This is a genomic window from Klebsiella michiganensis, from assembly GCF_015139575.1.
Classification (GTDB): Bacteria; Pseudomonadota; Gammaproteobacteria; order Enterobacterales; family Enterobacteriaceae; genus Klebsiella; species Klebsiella michiganensis.
Genome location: NZ_AP022547.1, coordinates 3,741,191 through 3,761,262, shown reverse-complemented (window position 1 = coordinate 3,761,262; position 20,072 = coordinate 3,741,191). Strand labels below are relative to the sequence as shown.

The following is a 20,072-nucleotide window of genomic DNA, read 5'->3' as shown; positions in this document are numbered from 1 at the left end:
TATGCAGAAAAAACGCCTGATACAGCTTATCCATATTGCCCGTAATGAACTGGGTATGGATGAAGACACCTACCGCCAGATGTTACAGGGGCTGACCGGTAAAGCCTCAACCAAAGGAATGGATACCACACAACTAAACTGCGTGCTGGAATCCATGAAAAAGAAAGGCTTTCGCGTTAAACCAGCCAGAAAAGCCAGCTCCGGTTTACCGCTTGATAACCATCCGCAGTCCAGGAAAATTCGTGCGCTATGGCTTGAAATGGCTGCTGCCGGCATTGTTCGTGACCGTTCAGAAAATGCATTAGCGAGGTGGATCAAGCGGGAAACGGGCATCAGCGCCCTGCGCTGGCTCAGTACTGAACAGGCAAGCAGTGTTATTGAGAAACTGAAGAAGTGGCAGCGCAGAGCTGCGGGAGTCAAACATGAGCGACCTGAATCAGTTTCGAAGTAAGGGGCCGGAACTCCTGGTGGAACTGGCACAGCATACCTCTGAGACCGTTCGCGAGATTATTGATATTGAGCCCGAAGTTGCCGACCAGATTGGTCAGGCCGTCGCGAACCGAATGATGCAGGTCTGGGGCGGGCAAAACGTTTATTTCCCGATGGGCATGGTATGGAAGGTCAGTCAGCGCGACCGGGAAATCTTCAGGGAGTTTAACGGACGCAACCACCACGAACTGGCCCGCAAATTTGGTGTTTCGCTTCAGTGGGTCTACAGCGTGGTTAAGCGGGTAAGAAAAGAAGAACTGGATCGGATGCAGGGCAAGCTATTTGCTGATGAACCCGATGCAGATACGGAGAAAAAAGAGTAATATCTGCAATCAGGCTGGCGCGAGTTCTGTTTTTTTTTCGGGCCGGTCTGATTTTCACATACTGTAAGGTTATTGCATATTCCTCCTAGTCTCTTCCCATTTTGACCCAGTTCTTCCCATAAATATCTCACTTATTCCCTGTCATTTATCTCAAGTCTAATCAGCCCGTCTTACTGACGGCCATGGCCGCCGTTCTGGCGTTCATTCCTCTGACCCATTCGGTGTTCTGGGGGACGCTCGCCTATACCCTGATTGGCGGGACGTTGGGGGGAACCGTCATGACGCTGGTGTTCTTGCCCGCCATGTATGCGATCTGGTTCAGGATCCGTCCTGAAGCCCGGCGCCATGCTGAACAACATTAAGGCGCTCGCCTGCCTGCTCAACGAGCGCCTGGCGTGACCGTCCGAAAGCAGAGAAAAGCGCCGCAGTCCGCGGCGCTTTTCATCACGCCTGAATATAGCGATGAATATTGGGCCCCATGGTGTATTGTTCGGCTGTCAGATTGGGAAAACCGGGAGTTTTTGAATATCCGGGTTATCCCGGTTCTTTTTTATTAAAGAAAAGCGTAAATCATCAGTAGCCAGAGTATGGCTCCAACGGCAATAATCCTTTTCAGGATGAAGTTACTGGCCGGGAAAAAATATACCGCCGGCAGTGCGGAACGCCTGGCCTTAATGAGTAAATAAGGCGGCAATAATATACTCCACAGCACCAGCGAGATGCCGGCGAAGGCCAGGGCAGACAAAAATCCTTGCGGGGCAAATACAGGCCAGCGCGGCAGGAAAATAGGTCAAAAATATGGCCAGCGGGCGTGAGCCCCGGCGGTTAATTTTGTTCAGCATATCCTCGAGATAATCATTCAAACCGATTGAGGCTGACATCAGTGAGGCTAAAACGGCAATACATCCAAAAGAGACCAGCATCCGTAGGCGGCCTGCCGAAGCAGGCCGGCAGCAGCTATTTATTTCGTGGCTTCAGCCAATGATTCTCTGAAGTTTTTATGGAAGTCGTCGATTTGCCCGCTCTCGTGGAGCGCCGACAATGCGCAACGCAGAATGGCGTGCCCTTCTTCAACGGTTGGATACATCGCCACGGTCGTCGCGAAGCCGCGATCGTGCAGTTTTTTGCACATCGTGATGGCGAGATCTTCGTTACCAATCAGGATCCCCCGAATCGGCATCGTCGTACCCCGGTTAACGATGTCGATCTTGCCGAAAACTTCGTCAAAATAGCGAATGACGTTCTGAAGCTTCTCCTGGCGGGCAGCGACGGTGCCGTCCAGGTGGAGATCGGCGGCGGCTACGCAGGCGGCAATTCCAGGCAATGAAGGCGGCCCACCAAAGGCGTAGGTTGTGCCGTAGGTCTTAATAAATTTGATGGTCTCAGCGTCGCGACAGGCGATAAATCCGCCGTGTGAGCCAAAGGCTTTAGATAGCGAGCCGGCGATAATAATACGTTCGTCAAGCCGATGGCCGAGGCATGACATAACGTATCCGGAACCGTACTCTCCGTAGATAGAGGTGCCGTGCGCATCGTCTATATACGCGTAGCCGTCATACTGATGCGCCAGGCGGACAATATGCGCGACGGGGGCGACGCCGCCCATTGAGCCTACGCTGTCTGATACCGAGATCGGCGTTAATCCCTGGCTGGCCGCATAGCGAAAAGCCTCTTCAATCCGCGCCTTATCCTGAAAATCAATTCTGACGACTTCCCCAAACTGCTGTAAAAGCCCGCGGTTGATCTGCAACGTCGCGTGCGCGGTCTTCTCCATAATAAAATAGGGTTTTTTGCTGAACGTAAAATGCGGCAGCGTCCCGGATGCCAGCAGCGGCAGCACTGCGATATGGCAAGGGGTCACGGCGTTAAACGTCAGAGTATGAGCCCCATGCATGATGTCGTTCAGTCGTGCTTCCAGCTGCGGGAACAGATCGACTTTTACCCGCGTTCTGGCGACAGAAACCTGCACGCCAAAACGCTCAATGGCGTCGACAACCGCTTTTTTCAGCGCCGGGTGAGTCTCTAGCCCAAGATAAGAGCATGAGACAAATTCCACCATTTTTCTGCCATCTTCGAGGGTGATGACCTTGCCGTCCCTTTTTACCGCGACCAGTTCATTAATATGTTCAGAGAATACCCGGGTCTGATATTTTAGCGACCTGTCTATTTTCCTTTTTTGCCAGTTTTCCATTGCGTTACCTTCATTGTCGTGACTACCAGAAGAGACAGAATTGCCAGTGTTAACGTGCTTGCACCGAGGGTTCTGTCAAACCCCATACCGGTATCCGTTAGTTTTACGGCGAAATAGCTGATGGCGCCGGCGCTCACCGTTTGAATAAATCCAGTGACGGACGCCGCAATACCTGTTTTGCTGCCTTTGATTTGCAGCGCGATAAAATTCGCGCTCGGGTAATAGGCGCCAAGGGTGAGGTTAAAAACCATCGATCCGGCGATACATAATAGTAGTGAGTGGCTGCCGATAATAAATGGGGTAACCGCCAGCGCATTCAGGATAAATAAAATCCACGGGTTAATTATTCGCTCGAATTTGGCGATCTGATTGCCAATAATAAAAAATAATACGGAAGCAGAAAAGAGCAACGAGTAGTGCATGGTGCTTAGCCCCAGCTGCTGCATAAAAATGGCCGGCGACAGCGAGATATAGCAAAACAGCGAACTCAGAATCAGCGAAACCAGCAGCGTTCCCTGAATAAATGCCGGGGTGATAAACCCGGAAGAGGAGGGCGCCGCGACCGCATCATGCTGCTCAAGGCGACGCGGAGAGAGCACAAGGGTGACGACGCTAAACAGGGCCATAACCAGGAATATCCAATTCCAGCTCAGATAGCCGAGGAGTGCGGCGCCGGCCAGCGGCGCAATAAGAGGAACCACCGCGCTGGCGGAAGAAATATCGGAAAGCGCGCGCTTGAGCGTTAGCGGGGAGAACGTCTCTTTAGCGATAGCTTTAGACAGGACCGGCCCGGCGCCGGCGCCCAGGGCCTGTAATGCCCTGCCGGCCAACAGCATCATTAAACTATCGGACATAAAACAGAGGAGGCTGCCCGCGAGGAAAAGCAAAAAGCTGGCCGTCAGTACGCGTAATTTACCCAACTTTTCGCCAAGAAATCCTGATAATAACTGGCTCGCCGCGTATATCACCAGAAAACCACTAATGGTTAACTGAATAGCCGAATAATCGGTAGTAAACGCTTTTTGTAATAGGGGCAGCGCGGGCACGATCATATCTGTCGCCAGCGCGGAAACCGATGCGGCGAGAATAAGGTATAAGTATATCCTGAGCATATTAAACTCTTCGGTGAATATGGGTTAAAACGTTAGATTATTATTTATGAATACGCCGCTGCTTTTTTAGCGAATGAGCAAATCGCGATTCCGGTCAAAATTAACAGCGAGCTCAGTAAATGATAGAGATGCGGCTGGGTATGTAAAAACACAATGCTTAATATGCCGCCGGAAAGCGGAATAATATGGGTATAAATCTCACCGCGAGTCGCGCCAATAGCCGCGATGCCTTTATTCCAGAACAGGTAGGCCAGCCATGAGGGGAAAATCACCAGATACGCCAGTCCAGTAAGGAAAGCGATATCGTGGTAGGCGGCGAATGAGGTGGCGGGGTGCAGCCACAGCCAGAAAATCACCACCGGAAGCAGAATAAGGGCGCCAAGAAGCGAACTGACGGCGACGAAAGCATTGGCGGGGATACGACGATCTTTGTTACGCAACAGCGAGCAGTATACTGCCCAGCTTAGCGCCGAGCCCATTGCCCACAGATCGCCCTGGCTAAACCCTTTTAGCCCCTCTGCGTTGCTCAGGTTGCCATGCAGCAGGAGCAGCAGCACCCCTGCGGTACTAAAGATCACGCCCCACCAGTTCCGCGCCGATACCCGGTCATGGAAGATCAGGCGATTAATCATCAGCACCATACAGGGGGTCGCAGACATGTAAATCGCCGCGTTCAGCGCAGACGTCGACTGCAGACCAATATAGAGGGTTAAGGGAAAGCTCACCTGTCCACACAGCGTTAGAACCAGCAGCGTTGCGCCATTCTGGCGGAACAACGGCCGACTGTCGCGGATTTGACGCTGATACAGCAATACCAGCAGTAGTGCGGTCAACGCCCATCTCGCTTCGGTCATGAGAATCGGATCCGCGCCCTGAACGAGAATATGCCCTACGACATAATTCCCTCCCCAAAACAGGGCCGCCAGCGTGAGTAACAGGTAAGGCATGCTCATTCCTTGCATCGCTTATAACTGTACTAAATGGTAACTTTATTTTTTTTAATATATCAATTAAATTTTATGGTTATTGGGGGATTTTATTATTTTTTTATTTTAAATCATGTGTTTAAAAATTAGTTACCTGTGTGCAAAAAATCTGATTGCAGCATATTTGTCTGTACGATAACGTATACATACCATGCATTAAACAGGGATAAATCAATGCGTAAGACAGAAAATGGTTTCACCGGGAACGAACAACATTCCGCAATGGCCAGGCTCTCTCTGGATGACATGATTGACCAGCTTCTTCACAGCAACGCGCTTTCACTGAAACTGACGGCCAATCCGCTACTGGCGGACAGAGCCTGGTACCTGACCGAAAATACCTGTACTAAGGCTTTTACCGCCAACGATCCGCAAGCGAAAAAACGTGCCCACAGCGCGCTGTTTAAACTCTACCAGGCGTGGCTGGCGGAGCCGCTATCGGCGGCGGCAAAAAACCAGTTTCATCCATTACTCTGCGGGATCAGAAGCTACATCGAATCAGAATGGCTCCGGGTGGAAAAAAAACGTTTCAGTTTCCCGATACCCGCGCTTGACGCCGGGAATATCGTTGAGGAACTCCGTCATTTATGTCAGAAACATCCGGCTTCGCACCATCCCCTCTTTGATTTCCTCTCCTCTTCCGCCTCTGCTACGCAAATAGACTATTTCTTCAAAAGCGATAGCGCGCTCAATTTGCTGTTTTTCGATCTGGTCGCGATGGGGCTGGTCGGCTCTCTGCCAGAAACGCGTGCAGAAATTGCCCAGAACCTTTGGGATGAAATAGGCCAGGGCAGCCAGGAGTTTACGCACGTTAATTTGTATAAGGATTTGCTGAAGCGCAGAGATATTGCGCTACCTGAAAACCATTTCGCCCATCTGTATGACTGGCAGGGGCTCGCCGGGTATAACGCGTTCATGCTGGGCGGCGTTAACCGTCAGCATTACTACAAATCGCTCGGCGTGATGGCGATGACGGAACTGCTGGACCCGCCGCAGTACCAGAAGCTCGTGACCGGGTGCCGTCGCATTGGCCTTACGGATCGCGACGTGCATTATTACGCGGAACATATCGAGGTTGATATCGGTCACGCCGATGGGTGGCTGAATAACGTTATTGTTCCGATCGGCAATAAAAACCCGGCTGCGCTGGAGGAGGTCTACGTTGGCGCAGCGCTGCGTCTTCAGACCTGCTGCGATTACTACGATTGTCTGCTGGAGGCGTTACGTACCGTTGTAGAACGCGAGTCAGAGGGTGCCGCCCTCTGAATAAATAAGCGCTTTTGCCGCGCTCCAGGCCGTTATTCCGGGAGGGATCTCCCGGCATTCCGAGGACTCCGCCTGCTGAGCGGCAATGGCGCCATCAATCAGCATGAGCATCATCATCGCCACCCGTTCCGCAGGTTCCGGTTTTAACAGCAGGGTAAGAATGTCGCGGAAAAACTGGTAGAGGCGCGATTTAAACCGTGAGCATGTCGCCCGGATAGCGGAAGACGAGGTTCCATATTCAAACAGGGCGCGGGTGAACATGCAGCCGTGGAAATCCTCACAGGTGAACCAGTTATTGTAATATTCGAAGACGGCAAACAGCTTCTCGCGGCCCGAAGGTTTATCGGCGGTAATCTCCTGCAGCGCCTGCATAAACTCACTCTCTTTCTGCTGTAAAATATCAAGAATGAGCGCCTCTTTATCCGCATAGTAGCGGTAGAAGGTCATTTTGGAGATGCCCGCATTCTCCGATATCCGGTCAATACTCGGCGACTGATACCCCTCTTTGTTAAACAGAGACATTGACTGGCGGATAATTTCCGCTTGTTTTGGCTTCATACTGTTTCCCGTGGAATGAAGTAATACAGAGGGTTTCTGGTAGCGAGCAGTCATTCATTTGATATGGCGGGCGGCACGCTGCAACGACGTATGCGCAATGTCATCCCGATGGCCGATATCCCAGCCCCTGCGGTGAGCGGCATCAGTGAACGCGTTGACCCATAAAAATTGTTGTCGATTCTTACATCCGGCTGCAAAAAAAGCAAAAATCCCTCAGGCGATCTTTGCGCTGCGCGAATCAGAGCTGCGCTGGGCCGCCACGTTATGCCCTTAGCCCTCCACGCTGCGCGCGGGGAGGATAACGAGAGGCCCGGGAGAAGTCAGCATCCCCCCCGAACAGGGGGTGATGTTTTTGTGATGCACATCATAAAATAACGCCTGGTTATTGTGATGTTATTTGCAGTCAATGGATTTGCATTTGAATCAACCCGCGCTATCTCTGCGGGTTTTTTTTCGTCCGGCGATGGTCGGCGGGCGGCGACTCCGCCTGCTGTAAATAGTCCTGATACCAGCCGCTGATACGTCGGGTCACCGGATTTTCGTTGAGGTCGAAGCGCCTGCCGTCGAGCCTGTTTACCGGGGTAATACCTGCCAGCGTTCCGGTGACAAAAGCTTCGTCCGCAGTGAAGGCTTCGGCAAGGGTAAAGGATCTTTCCTGCACGCCGAGGCCCTGCTGGCGCGCCAGTGACAAGATAGTGTGGCGGGTAATACCGTTAAAGCAGTACAGGCCGTTTGAGGTCCACAGCTCGCCCTGGCGTACGATAAAAAAGTTGGTGGAATTGCAGCTGGCGACAAACCCATGAGGGTCCAGCATCAGCGCTTCATCTGCGCCGGCGTCCAGCGCCTGCAATAGCGCCTGGATCAAATTCAGGCGGCTGTGGGAATTAAGACGCAAATCGAAAACATCCGGCGCGCTGGTACGATAGGTCGAGGTGAACAGGGCAAGGCCGCGCCGTTTGGCCTGTTCATCCACAACCTTATATTCCGCCACGCAGACGATAGTGGCGCCGCCGAGGATAAAGCGCGGGTCCTGATTTGGCGTGCGCTTTTTGCCGCGGGTGATCATGAGCCGCAGATGGGCGCCGTCCGTCATACCGTTTATCTTCAGCGTGCTGTACATAATATCGGTTAGCTCCTCACGACTATGGCCGATATTGAGCTGGATAGCGGCCGCCCCGGCAAACAGGCGATCGAGATGCGCCTGAAGGGCGATCAGCTTGCCGTTCACCAGCCGCAGCCCCTCCCAGACCCCGTCGCCGCAGACGTAGCCGGAATCGAAAACGGAAACCGTGGCGCGATCGCGATGAACGAATTCGCCGTTGACGTACACCTGCACATTGTCGTTGCGCGTATCCTGCAGGTACGCCTGACTGCTTTGAGCGGAGAGAGCTAAACTCATCATGTTTCCTTGCGGTTAAAATGCCCGTTCAGCGAAACGGGAAAGGAAGGCCTGGGTGCGCGGTTGGCGCGGATGGCGCAGCACCTCTTCCGGGGTGCCCATTTCATGAATCACGCCGTTTTCGATAAAAATCACCCGATCGGCGAAATGCCAGGCAAAGCCCAGCTCATGAGTGACCAGCAGCAGCGTCCGCCCCTCATCTGCCAGTTCACGGATGGTATGCAGCACTTCCCCCACGAGTTCAGGGTCGAGGGACGAGGTGGGCTCATCGAATAATATTATCTCTGGCGCCATTGCCAGGGCGCGAGCAATAGCGACGCGCTGCTGTTGACCGCCGGACAGGCTGCCGGGCCAGGCCTGGTGCTTATGGCCGAGCCCCACTTTTTCCAGCTGCGCGTGGGCAATGCGCATCGCCTCTTCGCGACGCATCTTTTTCACCGATATCAGGGCTTCGCTGACATTTTGCAGCACCGTGAGATGCGGGAAGAGATTAAATTGCTGAAACACCATCCCCACGCGCTGGCGAACATTGCTCAGCTGTTTTTCGCTATAGCGCCGCTGACCGCGGCTGTCGATTTTACCGAGGGTAACGCCGTCCAGTTCTACGGTGCCAGCGCTGGGTATTTCCATAAAGTTCAGACAGCGCAGCAGGGTGCTCTTACCCGAGCCGCTGCCGCCAATGATGGCGATTTTCTCACCGGCATAGATATCTAAATCGATGCCCTGTAACACGCTTTGCGCACCAAAGCGTTTGTGCAGGGCGCGTATCCGCATGACGACTTTTTTCTCTGACATGGCCTTTCTCATCATATTAAGGATGTGGACGGTAGCGGCGCTCCAGACGTGCCGCCAGGTAACTTCCGGGCCAGATCAGCACAAAATAGAGCAGGGCGACGACGGTGAAAATCTCCACCGGGCGATACCAGGTACTGCTTAGCAGCCTGCCCTGATACATCAGTTCGTTAACCGTGAGAATCGAGGCGAGGGAGGTCACCTTCGCCAGTTCAATCATGCGGTTTGTCAGGGCTGGCAACATACGGCGAAATACCTGCGGCAGGATAATACGCCGCAGCATCACGCCCGGCGGCATGCCTAAGGCTTTTGCCCCTTCCCACTGCCCGCGTTCGATGGACTGTAGCCCGGCGCGAAAAATCTCGGTGCTGTAGGCGGCGGTGTACAGGGTTAACGCCAGTGCGGCGGCGCCAAAAGTGGAAAACTGAATGCCCACCAGCACCGGAAAGGCATAGTAGAACCAGATGAGCTGGATAAGCACCGGCGTATTGCGGAACACCTCGACAAAGGCGCTGGTAAGGGGATAAAAATAGCGCGGCCCGCGGGCACGGACGACGCCAACGGCAAGCCCGATCAGCGTGCCGACAATTCCCGCCAGCAGCCATAGCTCCAGCGTAACGCCCAGTCCCTTCAGCAGTACCGGCAAGTTTTGCCAGACAAGGGAAAAGTCCCACTGATAATGCATGGTTGTTCTCTCGTTAACGTGAGTCGGAGACGGCAAGGCGTCGTTCAAGCAGCTGGCTGCCCTGGCTGATAATCAGCAGCAGGGTGAAGTACATCACCGCAATAAGCGAATACACTTCCAGGGGCCGGTAAGTCTGACTGTTGATTTGCATCGCCTGATACAGCAGCTCGCTGTACGCCAGAGACGAAGCAAGGGCGGTGGATTTGAGCAGTTCGAAAGAACGCTCAAGGAAAGGAGGAATCATTCTGCGCAGCGCCTGAGGGAAAATGACCCGGCGGAGCGCGGTGGCGCGCGACATGCCCAACGCCTTCGCGCCTTCCCATTGTCCGGCGCCGATCGACTGGATGCCGCCGCGGTAAACTTCGGCATAAAACGCGGCCGACTGGGCGGAGAGCGCCAGTACCGCGGCAGCAAACGGCGAGAGCGTCAGCGGGCTGACGACTGGCAGAGCGTAGTAGATCCAGAAGAAGTGGACGATAGCGGGAGTATTACGATAAAAGCCGATCAGTATCAGCGCCGGAAGACGGAAGAACGTTAGCGGCGAGGCCTTCATCAACGCCAGCGCAATGCCGGCCAGCATGCCGAATAAAATACTGGTGACGCCGATCTGAATGGTACCCCACAGCCCCTCCAGCAACAGCATGCGATATGGCCAGATGGCGGCAAAATCCCATTGATACGACATAGTTCTGGAACCCCTGAAAAACGCAAAACGATGGTGATGGTTTTAGAACGACATCATCTTAGCAGTAGCGAAATGTGATAATTAAATAATAAAAACCATTGCTATTATCTCTTTTGGTTATAAATATTTACGCGAGAAAGCAATGCCAAACTCTGATTCCTTAACCGCTACGCTGGCGCGTTTTGCCGGCGAACTCACCCCGTCTGCGATACCGGCGTCGGTGAAAGCCAGGATCGCTCTGCATTTTATCGATAGCCTGGGCTGCGGCGTTGCCGGCTGCGAAGACAGCGTGCTGCGGAAAAGCGCGCGGGTTATTCGTAGCCAGTACGCGACCGGCAAAAGCGCGGTGCTCGACGGTGGAACTCCGCTCTCCGCCAGCGGCGCCGCGTTCCTCAACGCCGCTGCGATAAACGCGCTGGATTATGACGATGGTTTTGAAGTCGCCGGGCGGGGGATGGGGCATCCCGGCGCCACGCTGGTGGCCGGGGCGCTGGCCGCGGTGGGCCAGGGCGGGGCGGTCAGCGGCGGGGCGTTGCTGACCTCTCTGGTGGCGGCCTGGGAAATCAACAGCCGCGTGATTATCTCTCAGCAGCCGAGTCCTGAACGGTTTCAACAAGTGTACGGCGTGTGCCAGCACGAATCGCTGGGGGCGGCGGTGGCGTATGGTTTACTGCGCGGCTGCGATGCCGCGGGGCTGGAAAATAGCCTGGGACTGGCCGCCTCGTTAACCCCTTTGCCCACGTTGCATAAATACAACTGGCAGGCGCGTCCACTGGTTTCGTTTAAGGATTACAACGCGCCGGCGGCAGAGGCCGGCGTACGCGCGGTGGAGCTACACCTCGCGGGGATAGTGGGGCCGCGCGAGATACTCGATGGTGAACAGGGATTCTGGCGGATGTCAGGCTCCGACCGCTTTCAGCCAGAACGGCTGACGGATCATCTGGCGATGCACTGGCAGCTCAGGCACGCCAGTTTCAAAGACTATCCGGTATGCCGCTGGATGCATACGGCGCTGGCGTCGTTTGAGCGTCTGCTGGACCGTATTCCGTCGCCAGAGTCGATTGAGCGGATTCGCGTTTACGGTAGTTTTACCCTGGCGCGTTTTTTCGCCGACGCGCGTCCCGTCAGCAATACCGATGCGCAGTTCAGTCTGCCGCTGGCGATAGCCTGCCTGGCGTTTAAAATCGCGCGTCATCAGTGGAGCAGCGATCGGACGCGCGGCGCGGCGCCACTCCTTGCCTTCGCTGACCGGGTTGAAATCATCGCCGATGAGACCTTTGAACAGCTGATGCTGCAGCATCGCCGTCCCGCCGCGCGCGTGGACATTGTGGTAAAGGGAAGGACGATCGCCGGAGAGCGTATCGACTTCCCGCCGGGGTGTGCAGAAAATCCGCTGCCGGAACAGCGGATCGTGGATAAATGCGTGGCCAACCTATCATCACGCCTCAGCGCGCCGCGGGCAGCGCGGCTGATTGACGCTCTGCTGGATATGGAACGCTGCGCGGACATTGGCGCGGCAATCTCGCCGCTTCTGTCCGCGCCAGGAGAGTAGTCGCTTATTTCCACTCTTCTTTAATCACCGAGGGCACTTTGCTGATATCCACACCGCGTAGCTTAAGGGCGTCTTCATAAAACTGTTTGCTCTGTCCCGACTGGTAAATTTTGGCAAACTCTTCATTCAGAAAGTTGCGGAAGCGGGGATCGCTCTCTTTGCGCAGCGCGCCGCCGGTGCTGATGGCAATAATCGGTTTTGGCAGAATCAGGTTGCCTTTGTGCACTTTTGCCTGCTGCAGAGCCAGCGCCGGGTGGACGTACGAGAGGGCGTCGACGCGTCCGGCGTAGAAGGCTGCGACGCCTTCATCCATATTGGTAAAGCGCACAAGCTGCACTTTGGGTAATTTTTTGGTCAGTATCAGGTCCGGGCTGCTGCCGAGCGTGACGCCAATCTTAATATCCGGGCGATTGAGATCTTCCCAGCTCTCGGCCTTCACGCCGTCGCGGATCAGGACCCCCTGCGCATACCAGAGGAAAGGCTGGTCGGAAAAGTCGGCGGCTTTGCGGCGTTCATCGGTGGGGTCCAGCACCAGCATGGTATCAATCTGCCCGGCCTGCAGCGCGGCGACCGCATTTCCCCAGGTGGTCTCCACCGGCACCAGTTTTACGCCTAAATCTTTTGCCAGTACTTTACCCACGTTATAGCCAATGCCGTTCCACTGACCGGTGGCTGGATCTTTGAAATACCACGGTTCTCCCTGCGCGACGCCGATGCGCAGTTCGCCCGATTGCTTAATATGATCCCAGGTGGACTCTTCGGCATGGCTGAAAAAAGGCGCGGCGGCGATCGCCAGCGACAACAGCAATTTATGAATTTTTGTTGGCATATTTTTACCCTGATGAGAAAGTCATTTCTGAAAAACAACGTATTACGCGAACACGATAACGGAGTTTGTTATCAGTGCATTATTATTTTTTGGTTTAACTCATGCCCGAATGTTATTTGCTGATACCTAACCGGTTTCGCTTAAATTACGGCGCGTTGCACATATTATTCATAACTTAATGCGCTATTGTTCTAAGGTGCTTTATTTCCGTCGCCGAATATAAAAATTCCGATCTGGTGGGAGTCATAGTTTGCCGGGACGTTAAAAATATCACTTCTGACAGCCAGGCTTATAAAAGAGCGACAATAATTGCCAGACGAGCGCGTCCCCGGCCTGAAAATGATATCGCCGCGTCCCTCACGCAGCGTCAGGCGCTAGAGTGCCGAAGATAAAAGCGGCTCTACCGGGTAAATTTCCCTATCCACGGGCTGCTTGTATCCTGTGACCAGAGTTGTAATAGCATCTCCCTGAACTTTTCCGCTGCAGGGCTCAGCGCCGTTTCTCTGCGCAGCACGAGACCGAGCGTGCGGCGAATAACCGGCTCAACGAGCGGACGGCTGACAAGAATGTGATGCTCATCGGTCGGCATGGCCAGACTGGGAACCACCGCCACGCCAAGCCCTGCCTCTACCATACCCAGCGACGTCGACAGATGCCTGACTTCATAGAACCAGTTGGGCTTCCAGTCCATATTCTCCAGCGCTTGATCGATCAGCGAGCGGTTACCGCTTGAACGTCTAACGCCAATAAGCCTGAAGTTGGCCAGGTCTTCCCACAAGATCAGCGATTTCTGCGCCAGTTCGTGGTCCCGTCGGCAGGCTAATACGAAAGGTTCATTGACCAGCGGCGAGAAATCGATATTGGGATGTGTGATGTTTATCATGTTTATGCCGAAATCTGCGTCACCGTTTAAGACGGCTTCAAGACAATCGCTGGCGCTATGCTCGAGGATGCGGATACGGATATTGGGGTAGTGATTGTTATAGTCCCTGATGACCGAAGGGAGGAAATAGAACGCCGCGGTGGGGAGACAGGACAGGGTGACAACGCCGCTTTGATGGGTGGCCATTTCTTTAATACTCAGGATCGAGCTTTCATAAAAATCTATTAAATTCTTTGCCTTAGGTAAAAACTCTCTGCCTACAGCCGTGAGTTTAATGTTTCTGGTTGTCCGTTCAAATAGCGTAGCTCCCAGCTGCTCTTCAAGTTTTTTAATCCGGCGGGTTAACGCCGGTTGGGATGTGTGAAGAAAATGTGATGCTCTTGTGAAACATCCAATTTCTGCAATTTTAACAAACGCTTGTATACCTTGAAGATCGTGCAGCATGAGATTTCACTCCAGACTTTATCGCGATGCAAACACACTAACCTAACCGCTATTTATACGCAAAACGTATTAATCGATGGTTTTATTGGCATTAGAATTATGTATTCGTCTGTGGAATCCTGACATTGCTCTTATCAATGCGTGAAACGAGAAACATAATGTTAAAGATTCCTTGTGTACTGATGCGTGGCGGTACTTCGAAAGGCCCGGTGCTTCTGGCCAGTGATTTACCGACAAAAATTGAAGAACGCGATGCTGTGCTGCTGGGCTTAATGGGCGCGGGTCACGAACTTGAAATTGATGGTATTGGCGGCGGCAGCCCCCAAACCAGTAAAGTCGCGATTGTTAGCCCCTCGGACAGTCCGGATGCTGACGTCGACTATTTATTTGTTCAGGTGATGGTCAACGAGCGCCGCGTCGATACCACGCCTAACTGCGGTAATATGCTCTGTGCCGTAGGGCCCTTCGCGATTGAAAAAGGCCTGGTTAAGGCGCAAAGTCCGGTGACGACAGTGCGGATCCGCAACCTGAATACCGGTACGCTGGTTGATGCGGAAGTACAAACGCCGAATTTTTATGTCAACTATGAAGGCGATACGCACATTGATGGCGTTCCCGGCTGCGCTGCGCCGATTGGCCTGACTTTCCTTAACTCCGCCGGATGCAAGACGGGAAAGCTGCTGCCAACCGGTAACATCGTCGATGTGATTGATGATGTGGAAGTCACCTGCATTGATATGGCGATGCCGATGGTGCTGATTAGGGCAGAGCGGATGGGCAAAACGGGAGACGAATCACCGGCCGACCTCGATGCCGATCGCGCGTTTATGAATAAGCTGGAAACGATCCGGCGCAAGGCAGGTGCGAAAATGGGGCTGGGCGATGTCGCCGATAAAGTGATCCCTAAACCGGTTCTGCTGAGCGCGCCCGGCGCAGGCGGGACCATCAGAGTTCGTTATTTTATGCCTCATACCTGCCATAAATCACTGGCTATTACGGGCTCTATCGGCATATCCACGGCCACGATAATTGAAGGATCGGTGGCCCATCACATTGTGGCCGACCAGCCGAGGACGCCGTATACCAATATTATTAATATTGAACATCCGAGCGGAAAAATTTCCGTATCTTTACTCAAAGAGGGAGATGATATTGAGAAAACGCGTGCCGCAGTGATTAGAACCTCCCGTAAATTATTTGAAGGCACGGTTTGCGTCCCGGAATATGTTTTAGCGGAGGAATTATAAATATTTGATATCATTAATGCGGTGCAATACTGATGTCCTCTCGCGTGTAGTTGCTACATAACTCTGTACCTAAAAAAATAATGTCGAGGATTTTATGGCTATAACCCATACGAAAGATAATCAGCTTAATTCTGCTCCCGTCAAGGTCAGTAATTATATTCGGATCATCCTGGCCCTGGCGCTATCCGGCCTTGCAGAATTAGCCTCACTCTTTTTTATTCAACCTCTGTTACCCGTTCTCGCCGTCGAATATGATGTGCCGGTGAGTCAGGTGAGTATCATTCTCTCCGCAGAAACGGCGCTTCTGGCTATCGGTTTATTATTCACCGGAACGCTGTCCGATCATTACGGCAGAAAAAAATTAATTATCGTTTCGCTGCTACTTGGCGGACTGCTGACGATGCTCTGTCCTCTGGTCGAATCATGGGCGATGCTGGTGGCCCTGCGTGCGGTTATTGGCCTGGCGCTCAGCGGTATCGCTGCTGCCGCAACCGCCTATATCAGCGAGGAGGTCGCGCCGGTGGTGGCGGGGGTGGTCACCGGATACTTCGTTTTTGGTAACTCGATGGGAGGGATGTCCGGGCGCATTGTGGCCAGCCAGCTGATCGACCATATCTCAATAAATACCATTTTCTATGGTTTTGCGATCAGCCTGATTTTGGTGGCTTTGCTGGTTTACTTTTTACTCCCGGCGTCTCAGAACTTTAAGCCAACGCAAAACCTCAACGTTCTTCGCGTGGTGAAAGGCGCGGCATCTCACTTTAAAAATAAAAAGCTGGCGTTAGCCTTTGTGATTAGCTTCATCATCTTTGGGGTATTCACCTCTCTCTATAACTACCTGGCTTTCTTCCTGAAAGGCGAACCCTTTCATATTTCTCCGGCGAATGCGGGCCTGCTCTCCTTTAGCTTTGCCTTAAGCTTTTTCACCGCCCCTCAGGCGGGACGACTTTCCGCAAAATACGGCAGTATGAGAGTCCTGCGCGCGCTGTTTGTGATGATGGCGCTGGGAATGCTGCTGACTTTAACGTCTAACGTCGTCACCTTTATTATCGGCGCGGTCATTTTTACCGGTTGTTTCTTTGGTTGTCACTCCGTTGGCTTAAGCTGGGTAAGTAAAAATGCAACGCATGCACGTGGCCAGGCCGTCGCGCTGTATCTGTTCTTCTACTACATGGGCGGCTCAGTGATTGGTTTCGTGAACGGCTTTGTTTTCCACTCTATGGGCTGGCAGGGGATGACGGGATTCATTATTGCGCTACTGGCCGTGGGGGCGGTGGTTGCAACGTATTTGTCTTCCAGCGAAACAAAAGCCATGGTTCCGGTTGAGTCTTAAACCCTTCGTGGCGAAGTGAATGACTCACGTCATCTCCAGTGGCGTGAGTAAAGAAATTCAATGTTAGTAAGGTGTCATCATGAAATTAGCAAGCTATGTTCATCATGGTCGTAAGAGTTATGGAATATTGACGGATACAGGCATTATTGACCTGGGTAGCAAGATTGGTCATCAATATCGTACGCTGAAGGACTTACTGCAGTGGGGTGCTATTGATATCGCCGGCCAATATGTTAATTATCCGGTCGATGTCATGATGGCTGATATTACTTTTTTACCGGTCATTGAAAATCCAGGGAAAATTTTCTGCGTCGGTATGAACTATGCGGAAAAAAGAAAAGAGTTTTCTGAAACCAGCGATGCGCCGACCCTCTTTATTCGTTTTCCTGACTCGCAAACCGGTCATGCAACGCCGATATTAAAACCCGCGCTATCCAATGAATTTGATTATGAAGGTGAGCTGGCCGTTATTATTGGCAAACCGGGTATGAATATCGATACTGACGCTGCCCTGAGCCATGTTGCAGGCTATAGCTGCTATATGGATGGATCGGTGCGCGACTGGCAGCATGCCTGGTTTACCGCCGGGAAAAACTGGCGGCAGACCGGCGCGTTTGGTCCCTGCCTGACAACCGTTGATGAAATACCCGATCCCCACCGCTTGTCTATTCAAACCTATTTGAACGGCATTATGGTTCAGAATGATTCGACGAGCAGTATGATCCATAAAGTTGCCGATCTGATTAGCTATATCAGTACTTTTACGGCGCTCAGCGCCGGCGATGTCATTATTACCGGCTCCCCTGGCGGCGTCGGTAAAAAAAGAACGCCCCCACTCTTTATGCACGAAGGCGATCGGGTCGAGGTGGTAATTGAAAATATTGGGCATCTCATGAATACGATTGTCGAATCAAAACCGCAGCACGAATTGCAGATGTCGTCGTCTCCGCGGGCTCAGACAAGATTATTTGACGCTCATTAAGGTATGGGCAGGAGAAACAAGATGTACACCGACCAAACGCTAGAATTCGAGAAAGTGGAAACTAGCAACGGTACCTTCAGAGACGAAATTATTCTCTTTCTGAAGAACAATGGATTAGGCATCGACGGCGACATTGAGCAATTTGTTGTCGCGCGCTGCCAGCGGCAGCTGGTTGCCTGCGCCGGGCTTGCGGGGAATACGTTAAAATGCATTGCGGTTGCCAGAGAGTGGCGCGGGACGGCGCTAGGCCTGAAGATCATTCATGAAGCGGAGCTGCAGGCTGTTCAGAACGGCGAACATCAGCTTTTTCTCCTGACGTGTCCGGATAATGTGCGGTCGTTCCAGGGATGCGGATTTTATCCTTTGGTCACCCTCGATAACAGGGCGACGCTGATGGAGAATTCGCCGGTTGGCATCCATCGCTACTGCCGCCAACTGCGGGGCCAGCATTTGGTGACGGCCGGAAATATCGGCGGGATTGTGATGAATGCAAATCCCTTTACGTTAGGGCACCAGTATCTGATTGAGCAGGCTGCAAAAGCGTGCGACTGGCTGCATGTCTTTGTCGTTGAGGAAGATCTGTCCACGTTTTCCTTTCGGCAACGGTTTGCCATGGTTCAGGAGGGGTCACGGCATCTGCCTAATATTACGGTCCATCCTGGCTCAAAATATATTATTTCTCGAGGAACATTCCCCGGTTACTTTCTCAAAGAAAAACAAATTATTAACGAGGTGTATGCCGCAATAGATTTGCTTATGTTCCGCCGTTACATTGCACCGGCTTTAAATATTAATCAGCGCTTTGTTGGTACTGAACCCTTCTGTAAGGTGACCGCGCAATATAATGACGCAATGCATCACTGGCTGGAGGATGAGATGACAATACCTGCCGCCAGTATCAAGGTGAATGAGATTCAGCGGATGACCGATATGAATAATCTTCCCATCTCCGCCTCTGCGGTCAGGAAATTGTTAAGTCACGAAGATATGCACACCGTTAAAAGTATGGTGCCTGCAACTACGATGCCTTATTTATATAAATGGTTATCAGCGAATCAATCTAAGCAGCCCGATTTAGATATGGTTGATGCTTAATAAATCATTGTTCAGGATATTTATATGAAAATATTACATGCGGCAATCGCCGGGACGCTGGAATCCAGCGACCTGGTTGTCAAAGTCAGCCCCTACGATGATGGGCTCGATATTACTATCAACAGCGAAGTGTACAAACAATTTGGTGAACAGATTACGGCGGTGGTTAATGAAACACTTTCCGCATTAAACGTTACGCAGGGGCAAATTATTGTTGAGGATAAGGGTGCGCTGGACTGCGTTATCCGCGCCAGAATGCAGGCGGCGATTTTACGGGGAACGGCCAGCAACGAAATTGCGTGGGAAAAATTATGATGAAAAAATTACGCCGTAGCATGCTTTTTTTACCGGGTTCAAGCGCCGCTATGCTTTCAACAGCCTTTATTTATAAACCCGATTCAATCATGTTTGACCTGGAAGATGCGGTCTCGTTGAAAGAGAAAGACAGCGCGCGGCTGCTGGTGTTCCATGCGCTACAGCATCCTATGTATAAAGATATTGAAACCGTTGTCAGGATTAATCCGCTGAATACGCCATTTGGCTTAAAAGACCTGGAAGCGGCGGTGCGCGCCGGCGTCGATGTTATCCGTTTACCCAAAACCGATACGCCGGAAGATATTTACCAGCTTGAGCGTGAAATTGTGCGTATTGAAGAGAGCTGCGGCCGCCCGGTGGGCTCTACGCAGCTGATGGCGGCGATTGAATCGGCGGTGGGGGTCATTAATGCCGTCGCTATCGCCAGGTCCTCTCAACGCCTGATGGGGATTGCGCTGGCGGCGTTTGATTACGTCATGGATATGCAAACGGAACGCGGCGACGGTACCGAGCTGTTTTACGCACGCTGCGCGGTATTACATGCGGCCCGCGGGGCAGGTATTGATGCGTTTGACGTGGTCTATGCCGATATTAATGACGAGGCCGGCTTTTTGAAAGAAGTGGATTTGATTAAACGTATGGGCTTTAACGGTAAGTCGCTTATTAATCCGCGGCAGATAGAGATCTTACATAATGCCTATGCCCCCACTCAGGAAGAAGTTGATTACGCGGAGCGTGTTATTGCCGCGGCCGAAGAAGGGGAGCGTAGCGGACTTGGGGTGATTTCACTGAACGGCAAAATGATTGACGCGCCGATCATCAACCATGCCCGGGTGGTTATTGAACGTAAAAATGCCTCCGGCATCCGGCAATAATCTCCATTCAGTCACCAGCAACAGGATTTAA

At 52.6% G+C, this 20,072-nt stretch carries 20 protein-coding genes and 2 pseudogenes; 11 read left to right on the top strand and 11 right to left on the bottom strand.

All coding sequences use genetic code 11. The features are described from left to right. Nucleotide 1: 1 nt before the first annotated feature. The 3 genes and pseudogenes from JLG71_RS17700 to JLG71_RS17690 all read left to right on the top strand — a co-directional run. Nucleotides 2-451 carry a gp16 family protein gene (locus JLG71_RS17700; protein WP_001170114.1) on the top strand — a complete coding sequence of 150 codons (450 nt, stop codon included), beginning with the start codon at nucleotides 2-4 and terminating at the stop codon, nucleotides 449-451. Continuing rightward, nucleotides 423-812, top strand: coding sequence for a Mor transcription activator family protein (locus tag JLG71_RS17695; RefSeq protein ID WP_001281701.1), 390 nt, complete (start codon nucleotides 423-425; stop codon nucleotides 810-812). The genes JLG71_RS17700 and JLG71_RS17695 overlap by 29 nt, the downstream gene beginning before the upstream one ends. A 161-nt stretch (nucleotides 813-973) precedes the next feature. Next, nucleotides 974-1,174 (top strand): annotated as a pseudogene (locus JLG71_RS17690) (hypothetical protein); the annotation flags it as partial. Nucleotides 1,175-1,365: 191 nt separating this feature from the next. Here JLG71_RS17690 and JLG71_RS17685 read toward each other — a convergent pair. The 4 genes and pseudogenes from JLG71_RS17685 to JLG71_RS17670 form a co-directional block, all read right to left on the bottom strand. Further along, nucleotides 1,366-1,693 (bottom strand): annotated as a pseudogene (locus JLG71_RS17685) (aromatic amino acid transport family protein). Between the two features lie 80 nt (nucleotides 1,694-1,773). Continuing rightward, the gene (locus JLG71_RS17680) at nucleotides 1,774-3,003 is read right to left on the bottom strand and encodes an 8-amino-7-oxononanoate synthase family protein (RefSeq protein ID WP_048263155.1); all 1,230 of its coding nucleotides are present in this window, start codon (nucleotides 3,001-3,003) and stop codon (nucleotides 1,774-1,776) included. Then, a complete protein-coding gene (locus tag JLG71_RS17675) occupies nucleotides 2,976-4,115 on the bottom strand; it encodes an MFS transporter (protein WP_049083516.1) in 1,140 nt (379 codons plus the stop codon). Before JLG71_RS17675 ends, JLG71_RS17680 begins: the two co-directional genes overlap by 28 nt. Before the next feature lie 44 nt (nucleotides 4,116-4,159). After that, nucleotides 4,160-5,062 carry a DMT family transporter gene (locus JLG71_RS17670; RefSeq protein ID WP_014228716.1) on the bottom strand — a complete coding sequence of 301 codons (903 nt, stop codon included), beginning with the start codon at nucleotides 5,060-5,062 and terminating at the stop codon, nucleotides 4,160-4,162. A gap of 213 nt (nucleotides 5,063-5,275) precedes the next feature. Here JLG71_RS17670 and JLG71_RS17665 point away from each other — a divergent pair, with 213 nt between their 5' ends. Further along, entirely contained in the window at nucleotides 5,276-6,367 is a 1,092-nt protein-coding gene (locus JLG71_RS17665; protein ID WP_014228717.1) for an iron-containing redox enzyme family protein, read from the top strand. Here JLG71_RS17665 and JLG71_RS17660 read toward each other — a convergent pair. From JLG71_RS17660 to JLG71_RS17640, 5 genes are all read right to left on the bottom strand, one after another. Next, nucleotides 6,347-6,925: a TetR/AcrR family transcriptional regulator gene (locus tag JLG71_RS17660; protein ID WP_004849617.1), complete on the bottom strand. Its 579-nt coding sequence runs from the start codon at nucleotides 6,923-6,925 to the stop codon at nucleotides 6,347-6,349. The two genes, JLG71_RS17665 and JLG71_RS17660, sit on opposite strands and share 21 nt — an antisense overlap. Nucleotides 6,926-7,358: 433 nt before the next feature. Further along, entirely contained in the window at nucleotides 7,359-8,324 is a 966-nt protein-coding gene (locus JLG71_RS17655; RefSeq protein ID WP_038424287.1) for an aminotransferase class IV, read from the bottom strand. 15 nt (nucleotides 8,325-8,339) lie between these two features. Beyond that, nucleotides 8,340-9,119, bottom strand: a complete 780-nt coding sequence (locus JLG71_RS17650) for an amino acid ABC transporter ATP-binding protein (protein ID WP_154920333.1) — start codon at nucleotides 9,117-9,119, stop codon at nucleotides 8,340-8,342. Nucleotides 9,120-9,135: 16 nt separating this feature from the next. After that, a complete protein-coding gene (locus JLG71_RS17645; protein ID WP_014228720.1) occupies nucleotides 9,136-9,801 on the bottom strand; it encodes an amino acid ABC transporter permease in 666 nt (221 codons plus the stop codon). A 13-nt stretch (nucleotides 9,802-9,814) separates the two neighbouring features. Next, nucleotides 9,815-10,486, bottom strand: a complete 672-nt coding sequence (locus JLG71_RS17640; protein ID WP_025106197.1) for an amino acid ABC transporter permease — start codon at nucleotides 10,484-10,486, stop codon at nucleotides 9,815-9,817. Between the two features lie 142 nt (nucleotides 10,487-10,628). On the opposite strand from JLG71_RS17640, the gene JLG71_RS17635 reads away from it, so the two are divergent. Beyond that, a complete protein-coding gene (locus tag JLG71_RS17635) occupies nucleotides 10,629-12,038 on the top strand; it encodes an MmgE/PrpD family protein (protein ID WP_200913722.1) in 1,410 nt (469 codons plus the stop codon). 4 nt (nucleotides 12,039-12,042) lie between these two features. Here the strand turns inward: JLG71_RS17635 and JLG71_RS17630 are convergent, their stop codons facing one another. Then, entirely contained in the window at nucleotides 12,043-12,867 is an 825-nt protein-coding gene (locus tag JLG71_RS17630; protein WP_024359628.1) for a transporter substrate-binding domain-containing protein, read from the bottom strand. A 400-nt stretch (nucleotides 12,868-13,267) separates the two neighbouring features. Continuing rightward, entirely contained in the window at nucleotides 13,268-14,194 is a 927-nt protein-coding gene (locus JLG71_RS17625) for a LysR family transcriptional regulator (RefSeq protein WP_004131117.1), read from the bottom strand. Between the two features lie 158 nt (nucleotides 14,195-14,352). On the opposite strand from JLG71_RS17625, the gene JLG71_RS17620 reads away from it, so the two are divergent. The 6 genes from JLG71_RS17620 (at nucleotide 14,353) to citE (ending at nucleotide 20,041) form a co-directional block, all read left to right on the top strand. After that, nucleotides 14,353-15,441: a 4-oxalomesaconate tautomerase gene (locus JLG71_RS17620; RefSeq protein WP_033836551.1), complete on the top strand. Its 1,089-nt coding sequence runs from the start codon at nucleotides 14,353-14,355 to the stop codon at nucleotides 15,439-15,441. A 94-nt stretch (nucleotides 15,442-15,535) separates the two neighbouring features. Further along, on the top strand, nucleotides 15,536-16,774 hold the full coding sequence (locus JLG71_RS17615) for an MFS transporter (RefSeq protein ID WP_154920335.1): 1,239 nt from the start codon (nucleotides 15,536-15,538) through the stop codon (nucleotides 16,772-16,774). Between the two features lie 79 nt (nucleotides 16,775-16,853). Beyond that, on the top strand, nucleotides 16,854-17,756 hold the full coding sequence (locus JLG71_RS17610; protein WP_048263141.1) for a fumarylacetoacetate hydrolase family protein: 903 nt from the start codon (nucleotides 16,854-16,856) through the stop codon (nucleotides 17,754-17,756). Between the two features lie 21 nt (nucleotides 17,757-17,777). Further along, nucleotides 17,778-18,851 (top strand): [citrate (pro-3S)-lyase] ligase, encoded by a 1,074-nt coding sequence (gene citC, locus JLG71_RS17605; protein ID WP_014228728.1) that lies wholly within the window; start codon nucleotides 17,778-17,780, stop codon nucleotides 18,849-18,851. 24 nt (nucleotides 18,852-18,875) lie between these two features. After that, entirely contained in the window at nucleotides 18,876-19,166 is a 291-nt protein-coding gene (gene citD / locus JLG71_RS17600) for a citrate lyase acyl carrier protein (protein ID WP_004849626.1), read from the top strand. Further along, on the top strand, nucleotides 19,166-20,041 hold the full coding sequence (gene citE, locus JLG71_RS17595) for a citrate (pro-3S)-lyase subunit beta (RefSeq protein WP_014228729.1): 876 nt from the start codon (nucleotides 19,166-19,168) through the stop codon (nucleotides 20,039-20,041). The genes citD and citE overlap by 1 nt, the downstream gene beginning before the upstream one ends. Nucleotides 20,042-20,072 lie beyond the last annotated feature (31 nt).

Coding starts and splice junctions, on each gene's coding strand:
- JLG71_RS17700 (WP_001170114.1), top strand. CDS start 2: ATGCAGAAAAAACGCCTGATACAGCTTATCCATATTGCCCGTAATGAA.
- JLG71_RS17695 (WP_001281701.1), top strand. CDS start 423: ATGAGCGACCTGAATCAGTTTCGAAGTAAGGGGCCGGAACTCCTGGTG.
- JLG71_RS17680 (WP_048263155.1), bottom strand. CDS start 3,003: ATGGAAAACTGGCAAAAAAGGAAAATAGACAGGTCGCTAAAATATCAG.
- JLG71_RS17675 (WP_049083516.1), bottom strand. CDS start 4,115: ATGCTCAGGATATACTTATACCTTATTCTCGCCGCATCGGTTTCCGCG.
- JLG71_RS17670 (WP_014228716.1), bottom strand. CDS start 5,062: ATGCCTTACCTGTTACTCACGCTGGCGGCCCTGTTTTGGGGAGGGAAT.
- JLG71_RS17665 (WP_014228717.1), top strand. CDS start 5,276: ATGCGTAAGACAGAAAATGGTTTCACCGGGAACGAACAACATTCCGCA.
- JLG71_RS17660 (WP_004849617.1), bottom strand. CDS start 6,925: ATGAAGCCAAAACAAGCGGAAATTATCCGCCAGTCAATGTCTCTGTTT.
- JLG71_RS17655 (WP_038424287.1), bottom strand. CDS start 8,324: ATGAGTTTAGCTCTCTCCGCTCAAAGCAGTCAGGCGTACCTGCAGGAT.
- JLG71_RS17650 (WP_154920333.1), bottom strand. CDS start 9,119: ATGTCAGAGAAAAAAGTCGTCATGCGGATACGCGCCCTGCACAAACGC.
- JLG71_RS17645 (WP_014228720.1), bottom strand. CDS start 9,801: ATGCATTATCAGTGGGACTTTTCCCTTGTCTGGCAAAACTTGCCGGTA.
- JLG71_RS17640 (WP_025106197.1), bottom strand. CDS start 10,486: ATGTCGTATCAATGGGATTTTGCCGCCATCTGGCCATATCGCATGCTG.
- JLG71_RS17635 (WP_200913722.1), top strand. CDS start 10,629: ATGCCAAACTCTGATTCCTTAACCGCTACGCTGGCGCGTTTTGCCGGC.
- JLG71_RS17630 (WP_024359628.1), bottom strand. CDS start 12,867: ATGCCAACAAAAATTCATAAATTGCTGTTGTCGCTGGCGATCGCCGCC.
- JLG71_RS17625 (WP_004131117.1), bottom strand. CDS start 14,194: ATGCTGCACGATCTTCAAGGTATACAAGCGTTTGTTAAAATTGCAGAA.
- JLG71_RS17620 (WP_033836551.1), top strand. CDS start 14,353: ATGTTAAAGATTCCTTGTGTACTGATGCGTGGCGGTACTTCGAAAGGC.
- JLG71_RS17615 (WP_154920335.1), top strand. CDS start 15,536: ATGGCTATAACCCATACGAAAGATAATCAGCTTAATTCTGCTCCCGTC.
- JLG71_RS17610 (WP_048263141.1), top strand. CDS start 16,854: ATGAAATTAGCAAGCTATGTTCATCATGGTCGTAAGAGTTATGGAATA.
- citC (WP_014228728.1), top strand. CDS start 17,778: ATGTACACCGACCAAACGCTAGAATTCGAGAAAGTGGAAACTAGCAAC.
- citD (WP_004849626.1), top strand. CDS start 18,876: ATGAAAATATTACATGCGGCAATCGCCGGGACGCTGGAATCCAGCGAC.
- citE (WP_014228729.1), top strand. CDS start 19,166: ATGAAAAAATTACGCCGTAGCATGCTTTTTTTACCGGGTTCAAGCGCC.